The organism is Lactococcus sp. LG606 (genome assembly GCF_017309645.1).
Classification (GTDB): domain Bacteria; phylum Bacillota; class Bacilli; order Lactobacillales; family Streptococcaceae; genus Lactococcus; species Lactococcus petauri.
In genome coordinates, this window is sequence record NZ_CP071301.1 from 1702211 (window position 1) to 1723222 (window position 21012).

A 21012-nucleotide genomic window follows, 5' to 3' on the forward strand; every position below is an offset into this window, starting at 1 on the left:
TCTTATTTTACTAGAATTTTGCTTAATATGGATAAGATAAACCTTTAAGAAAGAGTTGACGAATCTTTATTTTTATGACGACTTGTTATATAATAAGGCATACTGAAATTAGTAATTAGGATAAAAATATGATAACAAAAGAATTTGATACTATAGCAGCCATCTCCACACCTTTAGGTGAAGGAGCAATTGCTATCGTCCGATTGTCTGGTAGCGATGCTGTCTCAATCGCTAAAAAGGTCTTTCAAGGGAAAGATCTCGATAAAGTTGCTTCACACACCATCAACTATGGTCATATCTTTGACGAGGACCGTCTCGTTGATGAAGTTATGCTCTCTGTAATGAAAGCTCCAAAAACCTTTACGCGTGAAGATCTTGTGGAAATTAACACACACGGCGGAATTGCTGTCACCCAAGAAATTTTGCAACTCCTGCTGCGCTCTGGCGCTCGTCTCGCTGAACCAGGTGAATTTACTAAACGTGCATTTTTAAATGGACGTATTGACTTGGCGCAAGCCGAATCCGTAATGGATTTGATTCGTGCTAAAACAGATCAGGCAGCCAATATTGCTGTAAAACAGCTCGATGGAAGCCTCTCTAACTTGATTAACAACATTCGTCAAGAAATTTTAGAATCGCTCGCGCAAGTGGAAGTCAATATTGATTATCCCGAATATGATGACGTTGAAACGATGACAAGTCAAATGCTTCTGGAAAAAACAGCCCATTTTGAACAACTTCTGGAAACACTTCTTGCCACAGCTAAACGCGGTAAGATTCTGCGTGAAGGTTTGAGAACAGCAATTATTGGCCGGCCAAATGTTGGTAAATCAAGTTTGCTCAATCAACTTTTACGTGAGGAAAAAGCCATTGTTACCGACATAGCCGGAACAACACGTGATGTTATCACAGAGTTTGCCAATATTGGTGGTGTGCCCCTTGAGTTAATTGATACTGCTGGTATACGAGAAACTGAGGATATCGTCGAAAAGATCGGTGTTGAGCGTAGTCAAAAAGCCTTAGAAGAAGCCTACTTGGTCTTACTTGTGCTTGATGCTTCATCACCTTTAACTCCCAAAGATCTGGAATTGTTGGAACTTTCTTCTTCGACAAACCGTATCGTCTTGCTAAATAAGACCGATCTACCAGAAAAAATTGAGCTCGAAAAACTCCCTAAATACTTTATCAGAATTTCTGCCTTAAAAAATGAAAATCTTGATGCCGTCGAAAAACAAATACGCGCGCTATTTTTCTCTGGGGAAATTGAAGCAAAAGATGCAACGACTCTTTCCAATGCACGTCATATCGGCCTAGTCGAACAAGCTTTAGATGCTTTGAAGGAAGCAAATAGAGGTTTGGCAATGGGACTTCCTGTGGACCTCATCCAAGTAGATATCACACGTTGTTGGCAATTGCTTGGTGAAATAACTGGAGAAGCTGCACCGGATGAACTGATTACTCAGCTTTTCAGTCAGTTCTGCTTAGGAAAATAAAAAAACATAAGTAGGAGATATTCTACTTATGTTTTTTTATTCACTGCCAGCCCATGAATAAGGCCAGAAGAATCGATGCTGATCCGATAAATGAAAGGAAACACAAGGCAAAGCCAAAGGTGAAGATACTTGTGCCATCTCCTTCATAGGATCTTCTTGTGCGCTTTCCTTTATAGGCAAACATACTGCTTAAGGAAAGGAGAGTGAAAATAAGCTGCAAGGAAAGAAACCGCCATTCGGCAGAAAAGTTTAGCAAAGAGAGTCCACCACCTAGAAATGCTAAGAGAAGTCCCATTTTATCATCCTTTCTTGAATTCATAATTGAAACGTTAATCAAAACCACCGTCAACATCCAAGTCTGCAAGCATCATCTGATATTCTGGACGGTCAGGTGTTTTAAAAATTTCCTGCGCTTCTTGACGTGCCACTTCTAAAATATTGTAGTCATTCACTATATCAGCTGCTAGAAATTCTGGTAACCCTGATTGACGTACGCCAAATATTTCTCCGGAGCCGCGCATCTTCAGGTCTTCTTCAGCTAAACGGAAACCATTCTGCGTTTGACACATTATCTTCATCCGGTTTTTACCTGATTCTGTCTTGGGATTGGCAACGAGAATCGTATAGGACTTCTTACTCCCCCGTCCTACACGGCCCCTTAACTGATGCAACTGAGAGAGACCAAAACGATCCGCATCCATAATCACCATAATCGTTGCATTTGGCACATCCACACCAACTTCAATAACCGTTGTGGAAACCAGAACCGACAAATCCCCTGCTTTAAAGGTCTGCATGATCTGGTCTTTTTCTTCATTTTTCATTTTCCCGTGCAGTAAACCTATGCCTGTTTCTTCGCCAAAGTATTGGTTTAGTTCTTCATAAAGAGCTACAGCATTCTTTAAATCTAAAGCTTCTGATTCTTCAATAAGTGGTGAAATAAAATAGACTTGTGCCTGCTGCTCCAGTTCTTCTTTTATCCATTTCAAGACCTCTGGAAGTTGCTCGTGTTTTACCCATCTGGTCGTAATCGGTTGCCGCCCTTTAGGTAATTCGTCGATAATGGAGACATCCATATCACCAAAAGCTGTAATCGCCAAGGTCCGAGGAATTGGTGTTGCAGTCATCATAAGTACATCAGGATTTTGACCCTTTTCGCGTAAGACTTTCCGTTGGTTAACCCCAAAGCGATGTTGTTCATCGGTAATGACCAGCCCCAAATCATAAAAATCAACCCCTTCCTGAATTAAAGCGTGCGTTCCCACAACCATTTGCGTCTGACCATTTGCTAAACTTTCTAGTATCGCTCTTCGCTCCGCAACTTTTAATCCCGAAACAAGAAGACTAATTTTTAGTTCAGGAAAAAGATTTTGTAAGTTAGCAAAATGTTGTCGCGCTAAAATTTCAGTCGGAACCATTATAGCAGCTTGAAGTCCAGATAAAACTGCTGCATACATTGCTAAACTAGCAACAACTGTTTTACCTGAACCGACATCACCTTGTAAAAGACGGTTCATATGGTAAGCTGAAGACATATCTGCTAAAATTTCGTCTAAGGATTTTTGTTGGGCTCCTGTCAGTTCAAAAGGAAGATTTTTAATTTTTTCTTCCATCAACCGCTGGTCAAAAATAACCCTTCGTCCAAAGCGTTGTGCTTTCTCTTTATGTTTCAAAGCCTGCAACTTCAGTTGAAAGTAAAAGAGTTCTTCAAACTTCACGCGCCTTAAAGCTTGCTTGTGCATCTCCATATCATCTGGAAAATGCATGGCACGTACCGCTTCCTGCCGGGGCATCAATCGGTACTTTTTCAATAAATAGTCTGGCAGATTCTCGTTTAATTCCGATAAAAGCCCACTCTCAAAAGCCATTTGAATTGTTTTCACCAAGCTGGATTGCTTCATCCCTGCGGTAAGATGATACACGGGGGAAAAGCCATCTTCTGCTTGTGTTAATATTTTCATGCCCAGCAGTTGCTGCTTTTTTTGTTCCCATTTGCCATAAACCGCAACCTCTTTTCCAACCTCAATCTTATCCGCTAAATAGGGCTGATTAAAAAAGCTCACAGCAACTACAGCTTCCCCTTGTTTGAGTTTAAAAGTAAGTCTGTTGCGTTTAAATCCATAATACTGGACATTAGCGGGTGTTACCACTTCACCAATCACCGTTGCTTTTTCTCCATCTACTAACTCAAAAATGGAGCGTCCAGCAAAATCTTCATAACGGAAAGGAAAATAAAGCAATAAATCCTGTATTGTGGAAATGCCAAGCTTTTGATAATTTTCAAAAGATTTAGGTCCGACACCTTTCAGGTATTGTATACTGTCTGTTAGTTTCATAAGTTCATTATAGCAGAAAAGCTGTTTTACTACCTTCTCCTTTATACTCAAAAAAAAAAAAACGACCAGAAGGTCATTTTTCTATTGCTTATGCTTTCTTGACAACAGATCCCTTCAATCCAATGGCCCCAAAACCATCAATTTTTGAATCAATATAGTGTTCATTTTTCCCAAATTCATTGATACGTATGTTTTTAACTTTTGTACCTTTTTTAATGAGCTTTGGCATTCCCTTTACTGGAAGATCTTGTATGATAATTACAGCATCCCCATCAGCTAAAGGTTGTCCGACACTGTCAAGCACAACAAATTTATCTGCTTCTAAATCTGCTTGTGTAAATTCGTTGCCGCATTCTGAGCATCCAAATGTCGTATCTGAGAGTTCATAAGTATATTCACTTGAACAAGTTGGGCATTTAGGTGTTTCCATTATTTCTCCATTCTTTGGTTTTAATTGTTGGTAGTGTTTATTATGTGTTTAATCTACTTTATAGTAAATTGCTTTTTGTACTGCTAATTTTTGTCTCTCTGGAAGGCTTTGCGCACTAGGACCAAAAGTGTTGGACAACCAAATACGAGGTTTCGCTTTGTCTGTATCCGCCCAATCATAACCTGTTGGAATAAAGGAGAGTCCCGCTCCAGCAGGAGAGCCTTCAGGATTGCTATTTACCATAAGGAATCCTTGATTTTGCGGATTATCTGCTGATAGAGTAGTCAGAATAAGTCTGGTTTTCTGTTCACCCTCCACTATGTAACACTGATTAGTTTCAAAAGTTAGTGTGCTGCCTGCCAAATTTTTCCAAGTGCCTTGCACACTTGAATAATCTCCTTGAGCAATTTGTTCTAAATTCATCTCAGCATTTAAGCTTGTCAATCTGGCAGAATCGATTAGCCTGGCAGCTATTTCTTCAGTAACTTGTTTAGCTGTGGGGGTTTCAAAATAATCTGCAAGAACCGTATCTATCTTTGTTACTTGCTCTTCTGTTTCCCATGTTTCAGCATTGATGTAGTTATATTTAATCATCGTTTGGTTAATTTTCACATTAACCTTATGGATAATTTTGTTTGAATCATACCACTCTATTGTACCATCATCAATATCCCCTGTCATTGCCATATGGTCCGATGATAAAATTGTGGACTGAGGATTTAATTTAGCATAGGACTGAGCCAATAAAGCAATTTGTTGGTTAAGAGCTAAACCCTTCCATTCCGTTAAAGCTGTCTGTATCGGATCTGATTTACTCCCTTGAGTTGAACTCATCTTCATCATTGAACTTTCTGAAGTTTTATGATGATTTAAAGCCCGCGAGGTATCTTTTTTAGGTGTTGAATAGACAACAACAATCAGGAATATAGCTATGCCAACAAGTAAAAGACCCGTAAGGATACTTCCAAAAATAACTCTTCGCTTTTTCGAATTTTTATCCATAATCCAATTCCTGCTTTCTCAATCACTACTCCCTATAGTGTACTATATTATGAAAAAAATCTCAAAGACGCTCTAAAAAAATAAAGACAACAAAAAAACAGAGGAGCTAAGCTTCTCTGTTTCTAACGTTAAATAACAGAATTATTTAGCGATTTTAGCGAAGTATTCAAGTGTACGAACGAGGTTAGATGTGTAAGACATTTCGTTATCGTACCAAGCAACTGTTTTAACCAATTGAACGCCGTCAGCTGTAGTAACTTCAGTTTGAGTAGCGTCAAAGAGTGAAGAGTTAGAGATACCTACGATATCAGATGAAACGATTTCATCTTCGTTGTAACCGTAAGATTCGTTAGATGCTGCTTTCATAGCTGCATTAACTTCTTCAACAGTAACTTCTTTATCAAGAACTGATACAAGTTCTGTCAATGAACCAGTTGGAACTGGTACACGTTGTGCGTGACCTTGAAGTTTACCATTCAATTCTGGCAATACAAGACCGATAGCTTTAGCAGCACCTGTTGAGTTAGGTACGATGTTTTCAGCTGCAGCACGTGCACGACGGAAGTCACCACCACGGTGTGGGCCATCAAGAGTCATTTGGTCACCAGTGTAACCGTGGATAGTTGTCATTGTACCAACTTTAAGACCGAAGTTTTTGTTCAAAGCATCAGCCATTGGTGCGAGACAGTTAGTAGTACATGATGCACCAGAGATAACTGTTTCTTCACCAGTCAAGATTTCGTGGTTAGTGTTGAAAACGATAGTTTTAACATCGTTTCCACCAGGTGCTGTGATAACAACTTTTTTAGCACCGTTAGCATGCAAGTGTTGTTCAGCTTTTTCTTTAGTTGCGAAGAAACCAGTTGCTTCAAGAACGATTTCTGCACCATCTTCAGCCCAGTTGATGTTAGCTGGGTTAGCTTCTGCAGTAACTTTTACAAATTTACCGTTAACTTCGAAACCACCATCTTTAACTTCAACTTCACCGTCGAAACGACCTTGAGTTGTGTCATATTTCAACAAGTGAGCAAGCATTGCTGGATCTGTAAGGTCGTTGATTGCTACTACTTCAACACCTTCAACGTTTTGAATACGACGGAAAGCAAGACGACCGATACGTCCGAAACCGTTAATACCAACTTTAACTACCATGAGTAAGTCTCCTTATAGGTTTAAAATTTTGTTTATAGAGAAATTCTCTATCACTAAGTTAATCATTTAACTTACTCTTACATTTTAACACTTTTTTGAGATTTTGCAAACATAAAAGCCGGAAAATAGGCACAACCGTGGGAACGAAGAGGAAAACGTTTACATTTGTCTACTTCCTTATATTTCTAATAAAAAAATAACAGTTTTGCCACTGTTATTATTTTCCGAAAAGTTTGGCAAAGAAGCCTTTTTCTGATTCAGCCTTCATTTCAAGTAAAAACTGATTATTATCACTCAAAGATTTTTCCATCAGTTCTTGTTGACGGTTGATTTGCTTATCTTTTTCTGCAATTTGTGCATCTTTGGCCATCAATTGCTGATTTAGACGGTCAATTTCTGCATTCTTGTCTTTCATAAGGTTTGAAACCAACTCAAAAACAGCTGTGTCCGTTGGCGATGTTGAAAGTTCTTGTGTTTCATCTTTACCATCAACAACTTCCGCCTGCGCTGTCACAACTTTGCCATAAAGGCGTTCAAGTTCATGAATACCGCCTTCGTTAATTACAGTAACATTTTTTTCATTTTTCTCTACATATTGCTCGTCTAGCTGCTTGATGCGTTTATTCATCGCTTGGCGAGTCACACCAAAAAGTTCTGCAAGTTCACTTACTGTTTTCGTTTCCATATCTACCATAATACCACATTTTTAGCTATTTATACAGCTTTTTCTGAATGCTAAATCGTTTTGTAATAAATGATAAAAATATTATAATTCTATTATAAAACATTTTATAAATATGACAAAAGTAGAATAGAGGATTTATGAATTATAAGAAAAGTAATATAAAAAAGATTAAAGAGTACTATAAAACAAGTACTTCAGAGGGTTTAAATAAAAAACAAGTTACTGCTCACCGAGCCAAATACGGGAGCAATGTTTTTCAAGAAGCCAAAGAAAAAAGTATTTTTCAAAAGCTTTTGAAACACCTACTTGAGGTAATGAATCTTGTTTTAATCATTGTCTCAGTTCCTGCTTTTTACCTATCGATGGATACTGGAAACTTCACCAAACCAATCGTTATTCTGTTAATCGTGGTCATCAATGTCATCGTTGCCCACATGCAAGAGGAACGTGCCGAAACCGCCTTATCCGCCCTCAAGAAATTATCGGCTCCAAATTCTACGGTTATACGTGAAGGGAAGCTCAGCACAATTCCTTCTGAGCAATTGGTTGTCGGTGATTTGCTTCAATTAAGCGCTGGAGAACAGGTTGGTGCTGATGTTCGTCTCCTTTCAGCAAATAGCTTACAAGTCGATGAATCCTCCCTAACAGGGGAGTCTGAACCAATAGAAAAAGATGCTTCACGTGAGATCCTCGAAGATGTGCCTTTGGGAGACCAAGTGAACATGGTTTTCTCGGGAACAAATGTGCTTAATGGTACAGCTAAGGGCATTGTTGTAGCTACAGGAATGAAAAGTCAGATGGGACAAATTGCCCAACTTTTAGAAGACCAGGTTAAAGGGAAAACACCTTTACAAAAACGTATTGATTCTCTGGCAAAACGCCTTGCTGCAATTGCTTTTGGTGCAGGGGCAATCATCTTTATTGTCACCTTATTGCACGGTGGCATTCCCTTCAGTGAAAATATGATGACGGCTGTTATTCTTGGTATTGCTGCCGTGCCGGAAACTCTTCCTGTCATCGTGACCTTATCACTCGTTTATGGTGTAGAAAATATGGCTTATAAAAAAGCCATTATTCGTAACATTCCTGCAGTTGAAACCCTGGGAAATGCTTCGGTCATTGCTTCCGATAAAACAGGAACACTTACTCAAAACCAGATGACTATTCAAAGACTCTGGGTACAAGGAGAAGAGATTTGGCATAAGGACCAACTCTCTGATAAGGAAAAAGATTTAATTTACAAGTTTGGTTTAGTATCTAATGCAACAGCCGTAAAAGATGAGGGGAAATGGGTCACACACGGCGATCCGACAGAAACAGCCATCATCAACTTCCTTATCGCACATAACTCTTATCATCCTGATAAAAATCCCCCGCGTCTCTTAGAACTTCCTTTTGATTCGACCAGAAAAAAAATGACGGTTGTTGTATCTAACGAAAGCGGGGGCTACCTGGTTATTACAAAAGGAGCCTTTGATCGGCTTGTCCCTAATCACTTTAGCAAAGCACATAATATTCACGACACCTTTGCAGAAAATGCCTTGCGTGTCCTCGCTCTTTCCTACAAAGTAATTGAAGAGATTCCAGAAAACCATCAAAGCTTGGAAGAAGACCAAACATTCTTAGGAATAATTGGAATGATTGATCCTCCAAGACCCGAAAGTAAACATGCTGTAGCCGAAGCCCGTACTGCTGGAATTATTCCTGTAATGATTACAGGGGATCATGCCTTAACTGCTAAAGCAATCGCACAGGAACTTGATATTTATCGTGAAGGAGACTTGGTCGTAGACGGAATTACCTTGGCAAACATGACGGATGAGGAGCTCAAGGAAAAGATTGAAAAAATTTCAGTCTATGCACGTGTCTCGCCTGAAGACAAGCTCCGGATTGTGAAAGCATGGCAAGATAAAAAACATATAGTTGCCATGACCGGTGACGGTGTCAATGATGCTCCCTCTCTACGAGCAGCAGATGTCGGAACCGCAATGGGAATCGCCGGAACAGTAGTGGCCAAAAATGCCTCTGACATCATCTTAGCCGACGATAACTTTGCAACTATTGTTAGTGCAATTGCTGAAGGCCGCCGTGTTTACATTAATATTAAAAGAACAATTTATTATCTTCTTTCTGCCAATGTTGCCGAAATCCTTATTATGCTATTTGGAGCTATTATTGGTTGGGGTCTGCCACTTACAGGTATGCAGCTTCTCTATATTAATGTTCTCGCAGATGGTATTCCTGGGTTTGGCTTAAATCGAGAAACCTCTGATAAGTATATTATGAAAAAACCACCAATCGATGTAAACGAAAGTCTCTTCTCTAGAGGTGTTTCACAACGTATTCTCACATCCTCCACAACCTTTATCATTATTTCACTTATCGGATTCTATATTGGTAGATTTGTAGAGATAGCGGGAACTACTCCAAGTATGCAAGTCGGACAATCGATGACATTTCTCGTTCTTGCCCTCGCTTCAACCTACCATATCTTTAATGCTCGGAGTAACGATTCTATATTTAAAGATGGTTTATATTCAAATAAAACAATTTTCTGGACAACCATTATATCCTTAATCATAACCTTTGTCTTCACACTTACACCCTTACGAACATTCATTGATGTAGTGCCTCTCACAACAACACACTGGCTTATCGCTATACTCCTCTCTCTCGTGATTTTCATCGTGATAGAAATTGAAAAGTTCATTATCAAAAAACTCAACAAAACTTTTCTTTCCTAAACATATTACACCACTTTTACTTGTTATGAAAGTGGTTTTTACATTTAGATAAAAACAAAAAAGACCTAAGAATACTTAGATCTTTTATTTTATGCCGAAGGCCGGGGTCGAACCGGCACTCCCGTGAAGGAACCAGATTTTGAGTCTGGCGCGTCTGCCTATTCCGCCACTTCGGCAACAGACTTTTCTCAAATAAAATATTTGAACTGGGGTAGCTGGATTCGAACCAACGCATGAGGGAGTCAAAGTCCCTTGCCTTACCGCTTGGCTATACCCCATTAAAAGGGCGGATGACGGGAATCGAACCCGCGAGTGCCAGCGCCACAAGCTGGTGTGTTAACCACTTCACCACATCCGCCATAATACAAACACGGGCAGCAGGAATTGAACCCACACCAAAGGTTTTGGAGACCTTTGTACTACCTTTATACTATGCCCGTAAAACTATGGAAGGGGAGGGATTCGAACCCCCGAACCCGAAGGAGCGGATTTACAGTCCGCCGCGTTTAGCCTCTTCGCTACCCTTCCGATATTTAATTGTCATTGAATATATTATAACATATTCAATGGGAGTTAACGGGATCGAACCGCTGACCCTCTGCTTGTAAGGCAGATGCTCTCCCAGCTGAGCTAAACTCCCAATCACTTGGCATTTACCCTATCTCGCAGGGGGCAACCCCCAACTACTTCCGGCGTAATAGGACTTAACTTCTGTGTTCGACATGGGAACAGGTGTATCTCCTATGCAATGAATACCAAATCATGGTCTGAATGTATTGAACACTCAAAACTAAATAACAATCTCTTGATAAATAAGTAAAGCTGAACTCATATGTTCTATTACTTGGTAAAGTCCTCGAGCTATTAGTACTGGTCCGCTCCATCCCTCGCAGGACTTCCACTTCCAGCCTATCAACCTGATCATCTCTCAGGGCTCTTAATTCATAAAGAATGGGAAATCTCATCTTGAGGTGGGCTTCGCACTTAGATGCTTTCAGCGCTTATCCCTTCCCTACATAGCTACCCAGCGGTGCTCCTGGCGGAACAACTGGTACACCAGCGGTAAGTCCACCCCGGTCCTCTCGTACTAAGGGCAGATCCTCTCAAATTTCCTACGCCCGCGACGGATAGGGACCGAACTGTCTCACGACGTTCTGAACCCAGCTCGCGTGCCGCTTTAATGGGCGAACAGCCCAACCCTTGGGACCGACTACAGCCCCAGGATGCGACGAGCCGACATCGAGGTGCCAAACCTCCCCGTCGATGTGAACTCTTGGGGGAGATAAGCCTGTTATCCCCAGGGTAGCTTTTATCCGTTGAGCGATGGCCCTTCCATGCGGTACCACCGGATCACTAAGCCCTAGTTTCCTACCTGCTCGAGTTGTAGCTCTCGCAGTCAAGCTCCCTTATACCTTTACACTCTACACATGATTTCCAACCATGTTGAGGGAACCTTTGGGCGCCTCCGTTACTCTTTAGGAGGCGACCGCCCCAGTCAAACTGCCCGACAGACACTGTCTCCCACGCCGATTATGCGTGTGGGTTAGAGCAACCATGAAGCAAGGGTAGTATCCCAACAGCGACTCACTTGAAACTAGCGTCCCAAGGTCAAAGTCTCCTACCTATCCTGTACATGCTTCACAGGTACTCAATATCAATCTGCAGTAAAGCTCCATGGGGTCTTTCCGTCCTGTCGCGGGTAACCTGCATCTTCACAGGTACTAAAATTTCACCGAGTCTCTCGTTGAGACAGTATCCAAATCATTACGCCTTTCGTGCGGGTCGGAACTTACCCGACAAGGAATTTCGCTACCTTAGGACCGTTATAGTTACGGCCGCCGTTTACTGGGGCTTCAATTCAGAGCTTCGCCTAAGCTAACCCCTCCTCTTAACCTTCCAGCACCGGGCAGGCGTCACCCCCTATACATCACCTTGCGGTTTAGCAGAGAGCTGTGTTTTTGATAAACAGTTGCTTGGATCTTTTCACTGCGGCTGTATTTCTACAGCACCCCTTCTCCCGAAGTTACGGGGTCATTTTGCCGAGTTCCTTAACGAGAGTTCTCTCGATCACCTGAGGCTACTCGCCTCGACTACCTGTGTCGGTTTGCGGTACGGGTAGTATTGAATTAACGCTAGAAGATTTTCTTGGCAGTGTGACATCAAGGGCTTCGCAACCGTAGTTGCTTCCCCATCACAGCTCAATGTTAAAGGAAAATGCATTTGACACATTCCACACCTCACTGCTTAGACCAGAATCCATTAACTGGCTCCCTTTAGCCTACTGCGTCCCTCCATCACTAACAATACTAGTACAGGAATATCAACCTGTTGTCCATCGACTACGCCTTTCGGCCTCGCCTTAGGTCCCGACTAACCCAGGGCGGACGAGCCTTCCCCTGGAAACCTTAGTCTTACGGTGGATAAGATTCTCACTTATCTTGCGCTACTCATACCGGCATTCTCACTTGTAATCGCTCCAGCACCCCTCACGGTATACCTTCATCGCTGATTACAACGCTCTCCTACCATTTAATTAATATTAAATCCACAGCTTCGGTAATATGTTTAGCCCCGGTACATTTTCGGCGCAGGGTCACTCGACTAGTGAGCTATTACGCACTCTTTGAATGATAGCTGCTTCTGAGCTAACATCCTAGTTGTCTGTGCAACCCCACATCCTTTTCCACTTAACATATATTTTGGGACCTTAGCTGGTGGTCTGGGCTGTTTCCCTTTCGACTACGGATCTTAGCACTCGCAGTCTGACTGCCGCACATGTGTATTAGCATTCGGAGTTTATCTGAAATTGGTAACCCGAGATGGGCCCCTCATCCAAACAGTGCTCTACCTCCAATACACTTAAATTGCGACGCTAGCCCTAAAGCTATTTCGGAGAGAACCAGCTATCTCCCAGTTCGTTTGGAATTTCTCCGCTATCCACAAGTCATCCAAACACTTTTCAACGTGTCCTGGTTCGGTCCTCCAGTGCGTCTTACCGCACCTTCAACCTGCTCATGGATAGGTCACTAGGTTTCGGGTCTACATCATGATACTAAAGCGCCCTATTCAGACTCGCTTTCGCTACGGCTCCGCCTCTTCAGCTTAACCTCGCATCATAACGTAACTCGCCGGTTCATTCTACAAAAGGCACGCTCTCACCCATTGACGGGCTCGAACTTCTTGTAGGCACACGGTTTCAGGTGCTATTTCACTCCCCTCCCGGGGTTCTTTTCACCTTTCCCTCACGGTACTGGTTCACTATCGGTCATTAAGGAGTATTTAGGCTTGGGAGATGGTCCTCCCGGATTCAAACTGGATTTCGCGTGTCCAGCCCTACTCAGGATACTGCTAGGTATAAAGTCTATTTCAAATACGAGGCTATTACTCTCTTTGGCTTACCTTCCCAGGTAATTCTTCTATAGACTTTAAGTCCACGTTGCAGTCCTACAACCCCAAGAAGCAAGCTTCTTGGTTTGGCCTGTTTCCCGTTCGCTCGCCGCTACTTAGGAAATCGTTTTTACTTTCTCTTCCTGCAGGTACTTAGATGTTTCAGTTCTCTGCGTTACCTTCTCGTAAGCTATGTATTCACTTACGGATACTATGCATAACATAGTGGGTTTCCCCATTCGGAGACCTAGGGATCAATGCGTACTTACTGCTCCCCCTAGAATATCGTCGTTAGTCACGTCCTTCTTCGGCTCTTAATGCCAAGGCATCCACCGTGCGCCCTTATTAACTTTGCCATTAAAACAAGTATAAGTTTTTTCGAACTATTTAAAATAATTCGCAGCTTTACAGAAATGTTTTACCATTTCTCGGTTTATTTATCGTTATAAGATATTGTTATTTAGTTTTCAATGATCAATTCCTATTTTAACGTCTTCGTTGACAAGATACTTCCGTATCTTATGGAGCCTAGCGGGATCGAACCGCTGACCTCCTGCGTGCAAAGCAGGCGCTCTCCCAGCTGAGCTAAGGCCCCTTCTCTCAACGCAATCTTCTCTATCTTGCATCAAAAGACTGCTTGTTTGGTCTTTATAGACCCCTCAAAACTGAATAAAGTAGAACAACATCTTTTTTTATATTCCTTAGAAAGGAGGTGATCCAGCCGCACCTTCCGATACGGCTACCTTGTTACGACTTCACCCCAGTCATCGGTCTTACCTTAGGAAGCGCCCTCCTTGCGGTTAGGCAACCTACTTTGGGTACTCCCAACTTCCGTGGTGTGACGGGCGGTGTGTACAAGGCCCGGGAACGTATTCACCGCGGCGTGCTGATCCGCGATTACTAGCGATTCCGACTTCATGCAGGCGAGTTGCAGCCTGCAATCCGAACTGAGAATGGTTTTAAGAGATTAGCGCACCCTCGCGGGTTGGCGACTCGTTGTACCATCCATTGTAGCACGTGTGTAGCCCAGGTCATAAGGGGCATGATGATTTGACGTCATCCCCACCTTCCTCCGGTTTATCACCGGCAGTCTCACTAGAGTGCCCAACTTAATGATGGCAACTAGTAATAAGGGTTGCGCTCGTTGCGGGACTTAACCCAACATCTCACGACACGAGCTGACGACAACCATGCACCACCTGTATCCCGTGTCCCGAAGGAACTCCTTATCTCTAAGGATAGCACGAGTATGTCAAGACCTGGTAAGGTTCTTCGCGTTGCTTCGAATTAAACCACATGCTCCACCGCTTGTGCGGGCCCCCGTCAATTCCTTTGAGTTTCAACCTTGCGGTCGTACTCCCCAGGCGGAGTGCTTAATGCGTTAGCTGCGCTACAGAGAACTTATAGCTCCCTACAGCTAGCACTCATCGTTTACGGCGTGGACTACCAGGGTATCTAATCCTGTTTGCTCCCCACGCTTTCGAGCCTCAGTGTCAGTTACAGGCCAGAGAGCCGCTTTCGCCTCCGGTGTTCCTCCATATATCTACGCATTTCACCGCTACACATGGAATTCCACTCTCCTCTCCTGCACTCAAGTCTCCCAGTTTCCAATGCACACAATGGTTGAGCCACTGCCTTTTACATCAGACTTAAGAAACCACCTGCGCTCGCTTTACGCCCAATAAATCCGGACAACGCTTGGGACCTACGTATTACCGCGGCTGCTGGCACGTAGTTAGCCGTCCCTTTCTGGTTAGATACCGTCACTTAAGTAATTTTCCACTCTACTTAACGTTCTTCTCTAACAACAGAGTTTTACGATCCGAAAACCTTCTTCACTCACGCGGCGTTGCTCGGTCAGGGTTGCCCCCATTGCCGAAGATTCCCTACTGCTGCCTCCCGTAGGAGTCTGGGCCGTGTCTCAGTCCCAGTGTGGCCGATCACCCTCTCAGGTCGGCTATGTATCATCGCCTTGGTAGTCCTTTACACTACCAACTAGCTAATACAACGCGGGATCATCAAGTAGTGAAGCAATTGCTTCTTTCAAATAAGAATCATGCGATTCTCATTGTTATGCGGTATTAGCGTTCGTTTCCAAACGTTGTCCCCCGCTACTCGGCAGATTTCCCACGCGTTACTCACCCGTTCGCCGCTCTTCATAAAAATAGCAAGCTATCTTTAATCATCGCTCGACTTGCATGTATTAGGCACGCCGCCAGCGTTCGTCCTGAGCCAGGATCAAACTCTCATTTAAATTTAGTTCATCAAATGAACTGGCTGTTGTTTTGTCTTTCATTATTGAATTGACAGTTGGTATACAAGAAGTTAACTTCTCGCATATAGTCATTCTACTTTATTCAGTTTTCAAAGGTCTATCGCTCTCGTAAGAGATACGCTCTCTCGCGACAACTATTATATTCTATCAAACTCACTTTGTTCTGTCAAGAATAAACTGTGATTTTTCTCCCTTTTTTTTACACTCGTTCGGAAAACCCCGCCGTTGTCACGTTTAAAGACTATAAAAAAAACCAGACACTTTGGGGGCTGGTTTTCTATTCTATAATATTGGACTCAGTAATCGTGAAAAGTTTTGCTTGATTTTAAGCCAGAGGGATTGTTGAGCAATTTCTTCATCTGTAAGTAGACTTGAATCTCTCAAATCTGCCTCAAAAGTCTTTCTCATCTCCTCTGCTACTCCTTCATCATAGCAAAAAGCACTTATCTCAAAATTTAATTCATAACTGCGTATATCTTGATTAGTTGTACCAAAAACACCTAATTTTCCATCCATTACAAGAGTTTTAGAATGTATAAAGCCATTTGTATAATTGTATATTTTTACGCCTTGTTTATGCAGATAATTTGCGTAATACTGCGTTGCTCGAAAAATAAACGGATGATCAGGCATATCGGGAATCATTATCCTTACATCAACACCAGAATTCGCCGCTGCAATAAGTGCCGTTATCATAGAGTCGTCAGGTATCAAATAAGGCGATTGAAGCCAAATATAGTCTTCTGCATCCATAATCATTTTAATAAAACCTGTTCTTAAGGTTTTATTATCATTTTCTGGGCCGTTAGCCACAATCTGGATATCAATGTTCCCCTCTTCTTCTGGTACCACAAAATATGTATCTTTTCGTTCAAGTTTCTCTCGAGGGTCTTTAACGGAAACATTCCAATCTCGAATAAACGTTTCTTGAAGACCGAAAGCTGCTGTACCAACAATTCTGCCATGTGTATCACGCCAGAAACCAAACTTTTTACTATTGTAAATATATTGATCACCAACATTAAAACCACCAGTCCAGCCAATTTGACCATCTATCACTACGATTTTACGGTGTAAATGATAGTTAAGCCGCGTTTTCATTAGTGCATTACGCGAAGTGATAAAGGCTGTAACTTTCCCGCCGGCTTCCTCTAATGGTTTAAAGAAATCTTTTTTCGTTTTTCCTCCCCACGGGTCGTAAACCACCCTTACTTCAATACCTTCTTTAGCTTTCGTAATCAAATGATCACGAAAAGCAGTTCCAATTTTGTCATTAAAAAATGCATAGTATTCTACATGAATATTGTCTTTGGCATTTTTTATATCTTCAAACAAAGCTGAAAATTTATCTTCGCCATTTAGATAAAATTGTACATTATTCCCACGACAAAGCGGTGTTCGCTCCATATTATTAAAATACCTTTTAAGTAATTTTTCGTGGGGGGTCATATCTTTGGGCCCAAATTTTTCATTGTTTTCATGAACTCTTTGGCCAAGAATGGACAGGTTGTATTTGTTTTCTTCTTCAAAACGACGTGTTGTTGTTCGATCAAGTCCTCGTCCTAGGAAAAGATAGCCAAGAAATCCAATACCTGGTAAAAAAACTAAGAACATAAACCAAGCCAAAATACTGGCAATAGACCTCGGTTTACGAAAAATCGTCACAAGGGCAAGCACCGTGTTAATCGTTATCAGTGTTCCAATAAAACTATAAATTGTCGCAAGTGACATAAAATATTTCTCCCTAAAATAATCCTCTATAAAATAATATTGTTCATCCAATTATACCAAAATTGATTGAATATTGAACGTGTGCTAGACATTAATTTACTATTGTGTAAAAAAACGCTTGAACTTTCCACCTCTACAGAGAATATACTATATATATTTAGTCCAATATAAGTTATTCATTTTTTATAAAAATTACTGTTTTTCTTATTAAAATAGCGATATAATGTAAGGTAGGTTTTAAATGACAAGGAGGAATTTTTATGCAAATTACTTTCTTAACACAAATTGATTGGTTGATTCGTTTAATATTAGCAGGAATTTGTGGCTATGCTATTGGTTATGAAAGAAATAGCCGTTATAAAAATGCTGGAACACGTACTCATTTAATTGTTTCTTTGAGCGCTGCCTTGATGATTATCGTCTCAAAATACGGCTTTATGGACATCATTAGCACTCATGGGATCAACCTTGATCCTTCCAGAATTGCTGCTCAAATTGTAAGCGGAATTGGTTTTTTAGGAGCAGGACTGATTTTTGTTCACAATCAATCCGTTCGAGGCTTAACCACCGCTGCTGGCATTTGGGCAACTTCTGGTATTGGGATGGCTATTGGTTCTGGATTATATTTTATAGGTATTGTAGCTACTTTACTCATTTTACTTTTTCAAATCATTTTACATCAAAATTATCGGTGGATAAAAACAGCAACAAGCAATCATCTTATCGTTCAATTAGAAGATATTGAAGGTCTTCGCCTGTTGCAAAAACAAATGAAAAATGAACATATTAAAATTCTGAGTATAAAAGTTGAAAAAAAATCAAATAATTGTTTGAAAACTGATCTATATCTGAGCTTACCCAAAACTTATGAACTTGCATCACTGGTAACTCTTTTAGAGTCAAACGAAAAGATTAAATCAATTGAATACTAATCTTAAAGATAGAGCCCCTTCCTAGGGGTATTTTTACTTTTCACAATCTTACTCCGCTCTTAGTATTCGTATTTAAGACGGTCTTTATGATAAATATTACTTAAATGGAGCTGCTACAATAAATATCAAAAAGACACCAGAATTCTTCTGGTGTCTTTTTGATATTTATATGAGGGAGATTGAATGTTACACCAATCTCCACCAAATAATTGTTCGAAACGTTGATATATCTGAAACAGATTAACGTTTTGAGAATTGTGAAGCTTTACGGGCTTTCTTAAGACCAGCTTTTTTACGTTCAACCATACGAGCATCACGTGTAAGCAAGCCAGCGCGTTTCAAAGCACCACGGAAGTCTGGATCCACTTCAAGCAATGCACGAGCGATACCGTGACGGATAGCTCCTGATTGACCTGATACACCACCACCGTTTACGTTTACGAGTGTGTCGTAGCTACCTTCAGTTTGTGTAGCTGCAAATGGTTGGTTGATAACAAGGCGAAGTGCTGCTTGTGGGATGTAGTCTTCTACATCACGTTTGTTAATTACGATTTTACCTGTGCCGGGTACGAGACGTACACGAGCAACTGAATTTTTACGGCGTCCTGTGCCAGCATATTGTACTTGTGCCATTTAGTGCGTTCCCTCCTTAGATAAGACCTGAAATATCAAGAACTTCAGGTTTTTGTGCTGCGTGTGTGTGTTCACCACCAACAAACACTTTAAGTTTCATGCCTTGAGCACGTCCAAGAGTGTTGTGTGGAAGCATACCTTTAACTGATTTTTCAATCAAACGTACAGCGTTTTTCTCACGGAGTTCACCAGCAGTGATTGATTTCAATCCACCTGGGTGAAGGCTGTGACGGTAGTAAACTTTATCAGTTGCTTTTTTACCAGTAAGTTTTACTTTATCAGCATTGATAACGATAACGAAATCACCTGTATCTGTGTGAGGAGTGAAAGTTGGTTTGTTTTTACCGCGAAGCACGCTAGCAACTACAGCTGACAAACGACCAAGAGGTACATCAGTTGCGTCAACCACGTACCATTTACGGTCAACGTTTGAAGCGTTAGCCATGAATGTTGTTTTCATCATTTGGGTTAAGTTTCCTTTACTTAGAATTTGTTTACGGCAGGTGTAAGAGTCCTGCAAATATTTTTGGGTTTCCGGGGCCACAAAAATGGGGTAAACAATACCGTTTATCATAATACCACATATGTCAAGTCTTGTCAAGATTCATTTTTAATTTTTTTGCTTTTATGTTAAACTATTACCATGAATGTAGTTCTTACTTTAGACTCCAAAATGTTAGATAGACTTATTCTTAAGTTCGACAAATATAAGACGGCATCAAAAAACCAATATATTGTTTTTTATGCAAAGCTACCTAAAGCTACTATTTCTGTATATACGTCAGGAAAAGTTGTCTTTCAAGGAGAGGATGCTGAACGTATCGCTCAACAATTTGGGCATACTGCTTCATCACGTCCACAGCAACAAGAGAACATAATCGGTACCGATGAAGTCGGCAATGGTTCTTATTTTGGTCCCTTAGTCGTTGTGGCAAGTTTTGTCAATACTGAAGATGTACTTTTATTAAAGAAGCTCGGTGTCGCCGATTCTAAAAAAGTTACCGATGAAAAAATCTATCAAATTGCTCCTCAATTAATGGAGAATATCACACATGTGCCTTTGATTGTTGAACCCACAAAATATAACCAAGTCATTGATTCAGGTTACAATGCTGTAAGTATCAAAGTAGCCTTGCATAACCAAGCTATTTATCTCCTCGAAAAACGTGTTTCAGAAAGTATTGAATATATAATTGTTGATGCCTTTACGACTGAAAAAAATTACCAAAAATATTTATTAGCCGAGCAAAATAAAGTGAACGGTAAAGTTACCCTTTTACCTAAGGCTGAAGACCAATTCTTAGCCGTTGCTTGCAGCTCTATTATTGCCCGCTACCTCTTTCTAGAAAATCTCAAAGCTCTTTCTCTAGAAGCAGGGTATAAGTTACCAAGCGGCGCCGGAGCAGCTTCTGACCAAGTAGCTGCAAAGCTAATACGTCAAAACGGTTCTGAGTCCTTGAAAAGATATGCAAAATTACATTTTGCTAACACGAAGAAAGCAATAAACATAGCTCAAATATAGAAAGTTAAATATGGAAAATACCACACAAAACAAACAACCCAATGCCTTCACACGATTCGTTAAAGAATGGGGCATCTTTATCGCAATTATCACTATCGCAATCCTCTCACGTATCTTTATCTGGTCACTTGTCGTTGTTGATGGTCATTCAATGGATCCAAACTTAGCTGATAAACAACGCCTGGTTCTTATTAAAACTGCAAGCATTAACCGCTTTGATATCGTAGTTGCTAAAGAAACAGAAACAGTAAATGGGCAAACCGAAACAAAAGACGTTGTAAAGCGTGTGGTTGGTATGCCGGGTGATGAGATTAAATTTGATAAAGATCAACTTTACATCAATGGAAAGAAAACTGATGAGCCTTACTTGGCAGACTTTAAAAAACAGCTTTCTAATAATGAACTCGAAAAGACTTATCAAAATTACGCTTTGACTTCTGAACTCTCTGAAGCCAATCGCGCTTACTTTGTTCAACTTGCGCAACAAGCTCAAGCCTTTACCACGGATGCAACAGGCAATCCAACCTTTACGATTAAAGTACCTGAGGGAGAGTATCTTCTCTTAGGGGATAACCGTATTGTGTCGAGAGACAGTCGAGCAGTAGGAACCTTTAAACGTTCTGATATTGTTGGTCGAACCATGTTCCGTGTGTGGCCAATTAATAAAATTTCTACCCTTAACTAATAAAA

The 21012-nt window shown here is 41.1% G+C and carries 14 protein-coding genes, 7 tRNA genes and 3 rRNA genes; 5 read left to right on the forward strand and 19 right to left on the reverse strand.

Translation table 11 applies throughout. The annotated features are described in order from the left end of the window. The first annotated feature begins 128 nt into the window (after window positions 1–128). Entirely contained in the window at window positions 129–1493 is a 1365-nt protein-coding gene (gene mnmE / locus J0J35_RS08410; protein WP_206916631.1) for a tRNA uridine-5-carboxymethylaminomethyl(34) synthesis GTPase MnmE, read from the forward strand. 40 nt (window positions 1494–1533) lie between these two features. Here the strand turns inward: mnmE and J0J35_RS08415 are convergent, their stop codons facing one another. From J0J35_RS08415 to J0J35_RS08440, 6 genes are all read right to left on the reverse strand, one after another. After that, window positions 1534–1788, reverse strand: a complete 255-nt coding sequence (locus J0J35_RS08415; RefSeq protein ID WP_019335734.1) for a hypothetical protein — start codon at window positions 1786–1788, stop codon at window positions 1534–1536. Between the two features lie 34 nt (window positions 1789–1822). Beyond that, window positions 1823–3829, reverse strand: coding sequence for an ATP-dependent DNA helicase RecG (recG, locus tag J0J35_RS08420; RefSeq protein WP_165720145.1), 2007 nt, complete (start codon window positions 3827–3829; stop codon window positions 1823–1825). Between the two features lie 88 nt (window positions 3830–3917). Then, entirely contained in the window at window positions 3918–4259 is a 342-nt protein-coding gene (locus J0J35_RS08425) for a zinc ribbon domain-containing protein YjdM (RefSeq protein ID WP_206916632.1), read from the reverse strand. Between the two features lie 48 nt (window positions 4260–4307). After that, window positions 4308–5261 (reverse strand): DUF6287 domain-containing protein, encoded by a 954-nt coding sequence (locus tag J0J35_RS08430; RefSeq protein ID WP_206916633.1) that lies wholly within the window; start codon window positions 5259–5261, stop codon window positions 4308–4310. Between the two features lie 141 nt (window positions 5262–5402). Further along, window positions 5403–6413, reverse strand: coding sequence for a type I glyceraldehyde-3-phosphate dehydrogenase (gene gap, locus J0J35_RS08435; RefSeq protein WP_003133076.1), 1011 nt, complete (start codon window positions 6411–6413; stop codon window positions 5403–5405). Window positions 6414–6630: 217 nt separating this feature from the next. After that, window positions 6631–7107: a DUF536 domain-containing protein gene (locus tag J0J35_RS08440; RefSeq protein ID WP_165717222.1), complete on the reverse strand. Its 477-nt coding sequence runs from the start codon at window positions 7105–7107 to the stop codon at window positions 6631–6633. A gap of 128 nt (window positions 7108–7235) precedes the next feature. Between J0J35_RS08440 and J0J35_RS08445 the strand changes: the two genes are divergently transcribed. Then, window positions 7236–9842: a cation-translocating P-type ATPase gene (locus J0J35_RS08445; RefSeq protein WP_206916634.1), complete on the forward strand. Its 2607-nt coding sequence runs from the start codon at window positions 7236–7238 to the stop codon at window positions 9840–9842. A gap of 92 nt (window positions 9843–9934) precedes the next feature. On the opposite strand, the gene J0J35_RS08450 is transcribed toward J0J35_RS08445, so the two are convergent. The 11 genes from J0J35_RS08450 to cls form a co-directional block, all read right to left on the reverse strand. Further along, window positions 9935–10018: transfer RNA gene (locus tag J0J35_RS08450), tRNA-Leu, on the reverse strand. 30 nt (window positions 10019–10048) lie between these two features. Then, a tRNA-Gln gene (locus tag J0J35_RS08455) sits at window positions 10049–10120 on the reverse strand. A gap of 7 nt (window positions 10121–10127) precedes the next feature. Then, window positions 10128–10200 (reverse strand) — tRNA-His (locus J0J35_RS08460). A gap of 11 nt (window positions 10201–10211) precedes the next feature. Continuing rightward, window positions 10212–10282 (reverse strand) — tRNA-Trp (locus J0J35_RS08465). Between the two features lie 7 nt (window positions 10283–10289). Beyond that, window positions 10290–10370 (reverse strand) — tRNA-Tyr (locus tag J0J35_RS08470). A gap of 39 nt (window positions 10371–10409) precedes the next feature. Next, window positions 10410–10482: transfer RNA gene (locus J0J35_RS08475), tRNA-Val, on the reverse strand. Window positions 10483–10486: 4 nt separating this feature from the next. After that, window positions 10487–10602: ribosomal RNA gene (rrf, locus tag J0J35_RS08480) — 5S ribosomal RNA — on the reverse strand. 84 nt (window positions 10603–10686) lie between these two features. After that, window positions 10687–13585: ribosomal RNA gene (locus J0J35_RS08485) — 23S ribosomal RNA — on the reverse strand. A 166-nt stretch (window positions 13586–13751) separates the two neighbouring features. Beyond that, a tRNA-Ala gene (locus tag J0J35_RS08490) sits at window positions 13752–13824 on the reverse strand. 110 nt (window positions 13825–13934) lie between these two features. Further along, window positions 13935–15483: ribosomal RNA gene (locus J0J35_RS08495) — 16S ribosomal RNA — on the reverse strand. Together the 16S, 23S and 5S rRNA genes with 7 tRNA genes alongside form the textbook arrangement of a ribosomal RNA operon. 303 nt (window positions 15484–15786) lie before the next feature. Continuing rightward, entirely contained in the window at window positions 15787–17235 is a 1449-nt protein-coding gene (cls, locus tag J0J35_RS08500) for a cardiolipin synthase (protein WP_019291487.1), read from the reverse strand. Between the two features lie 260 nt (window positions 17236–17495). Between cls and J0J35_RS08505 the strand changes: the two genes are divergently transcribed. Continuing rightward, the gene (locus J0J35_RS08505; RefSeq protein ID WP_019294130.1) at window positions 17496–18167 is read left to right on the forward strand and encodes an MgtC/SapB family protein; all 672 of its coding nucleotides are present in this window, start codon (window positions 17496–17498) and stop codon (window positions 18165–18167) included. Between the two features lie 240 nt (window positions 18168–18407). On the opposite strand, the gene rpsI is transcribed toward J0J35_RS08505, so the two are convergent. After that, complete coding sequence (gene rpsI / locus J0J35_RS08510; RefSeq protein ID WP_003133537.1) at window positions 18408–18800, reverse strand: 30S ribosomal protein S9; 393 nt, start codon at window positions 18798–18800, stop codon at window positions 18408–18410. A 16-nt stretch (window positions 18801–18816) separates the two neighbouring features. After that, window positions 18817–19263: a 50S ribosomal protein L13 gene (gene rplM / locus J0J35_RS08515; RefSeq protein ID WP_003133539.1), complete on the reverse strand. Its 447-nt coding sequence runs from the start codon at window positions 19261–19263 to the stop codon at window positions 18817–18819. A gap of 180 nt (window positions 19264–19443) precedes the next feature. Between rplM and rnhC the strand changes: the two genes are divergently transcribed. Together rnhC and lepB are read left to right on the forward strand one after the other, a co-directional pair. After that, window positions 19444–20322, forward strand: coding sequence for a ribonuclease HIII (rnhC, locus tag J0J35_RS08520; protein ID WP_206916635.1), 879 nt, complete (start codon window positions 19444–19446; stop codon window positions 20320–20322). 10 nt (window positions 20323–20332) lie between these two features. Beyond that, window positions 20333–21007, forward strand: a complete 675-nt coding sequence (lepB, locus tag J0J35_RS08525) for a signal peptidase I (RefSeq protein ID WP_019291501.1) — start codon at window positions 20333–20335, stop codon at window positions 21005–21007. Window positions 21008–21012: the final 5 nt, after the last annotated feature.

Coding starts and splice junctions, on each gene's coding strand:
- gap (WP_003133076.1), bottom strand. CDS start 6,413: ATGGTAGTTAAAGTTGGTATTAACGGTTTCGGACGTATCGGTCGTCTT.
- J0J35_RS08445 (WP_206916634.1), top strand. CDS start 7,236: ATGAATTATAAGAAAAGTAATATAAAAAAGATTAAAGAGTACTATAAA.
- J0J35_RS08425 (WP_206916632.1), bottom strand. CDS start 4,259: ATGGAAACACCTAAATGCCCAACTTGTTCAAGTGAATATACTTATGAA.
- rnhC (WP_206916635.1), top strand. CDS start 19,444: ATGAATGTAGTTCTTACTTTAGACTCCAAAATGTTAGATAGACTTATT.
- rplM (WP_003133539.1), bottom strand. CDS start 19,263: ATGATGAAAACAACATTCATGGCTAACGCTTCAAACGTTGACCGTAAA.
- mnmE (WP_206916631.1), top strand. CDS start 129: ATGATAACAAAAGAATTTGATACTATAGCAGCCATCTCCACACCTTTA.
- lepB (WP_019291501.1), top strand. CDS start 20,333: ATGGAAAATACCACACAAAACAAACAACCCAATGCCTTCACACGATTC.
- rpsI (WP_003133537.1), bottom strand. CDS start 18,800: ATGGCACAAGTACAATATGCTGGCACAGGACGCCGTAAAAATTCAGTT.
- J0J35_RS08415 (WP_019335734.1), bottom strand. CDS start 1,788: ATGGGACTTCTCTTAGCATTTCTAGGTGGTGGACTCTCTTTGCTAAAC.
- J0J35_RS08430 (WP_206916633.1), bottom strand. CDS start 5,261: ATGGATAAAAATTCGAAAAAGCGAAGAGTTATTTTTGGAAGTATCCTT.
- J0J35_RS08505 (WP_019294130.1), top strand. CDS start 17,496: ATGCAAATTACTTTCTTAACACAAATTGATTGGTTGATTCGTTTAATA.
- cls (WP_019291487.1), bottom strand. CDS start 17,235: ATGTCACTTGCGACAATTTATAGTTTTATTGGAACACTGATAACGATT.
- J0J35_RS08440 (WP_165717222.1), bottom strand. CDS start 7,107: ATGGTAGATATGGAAACGAAAACAGTAAGTGAACTTGCAGAACTTTTT.
- recG (WP_165720145.1), bottom strand. CDS start 3,829: ATGAAACTAACAGACAGTATACAATACCTGAAAGGTGTCGGACCTAAA.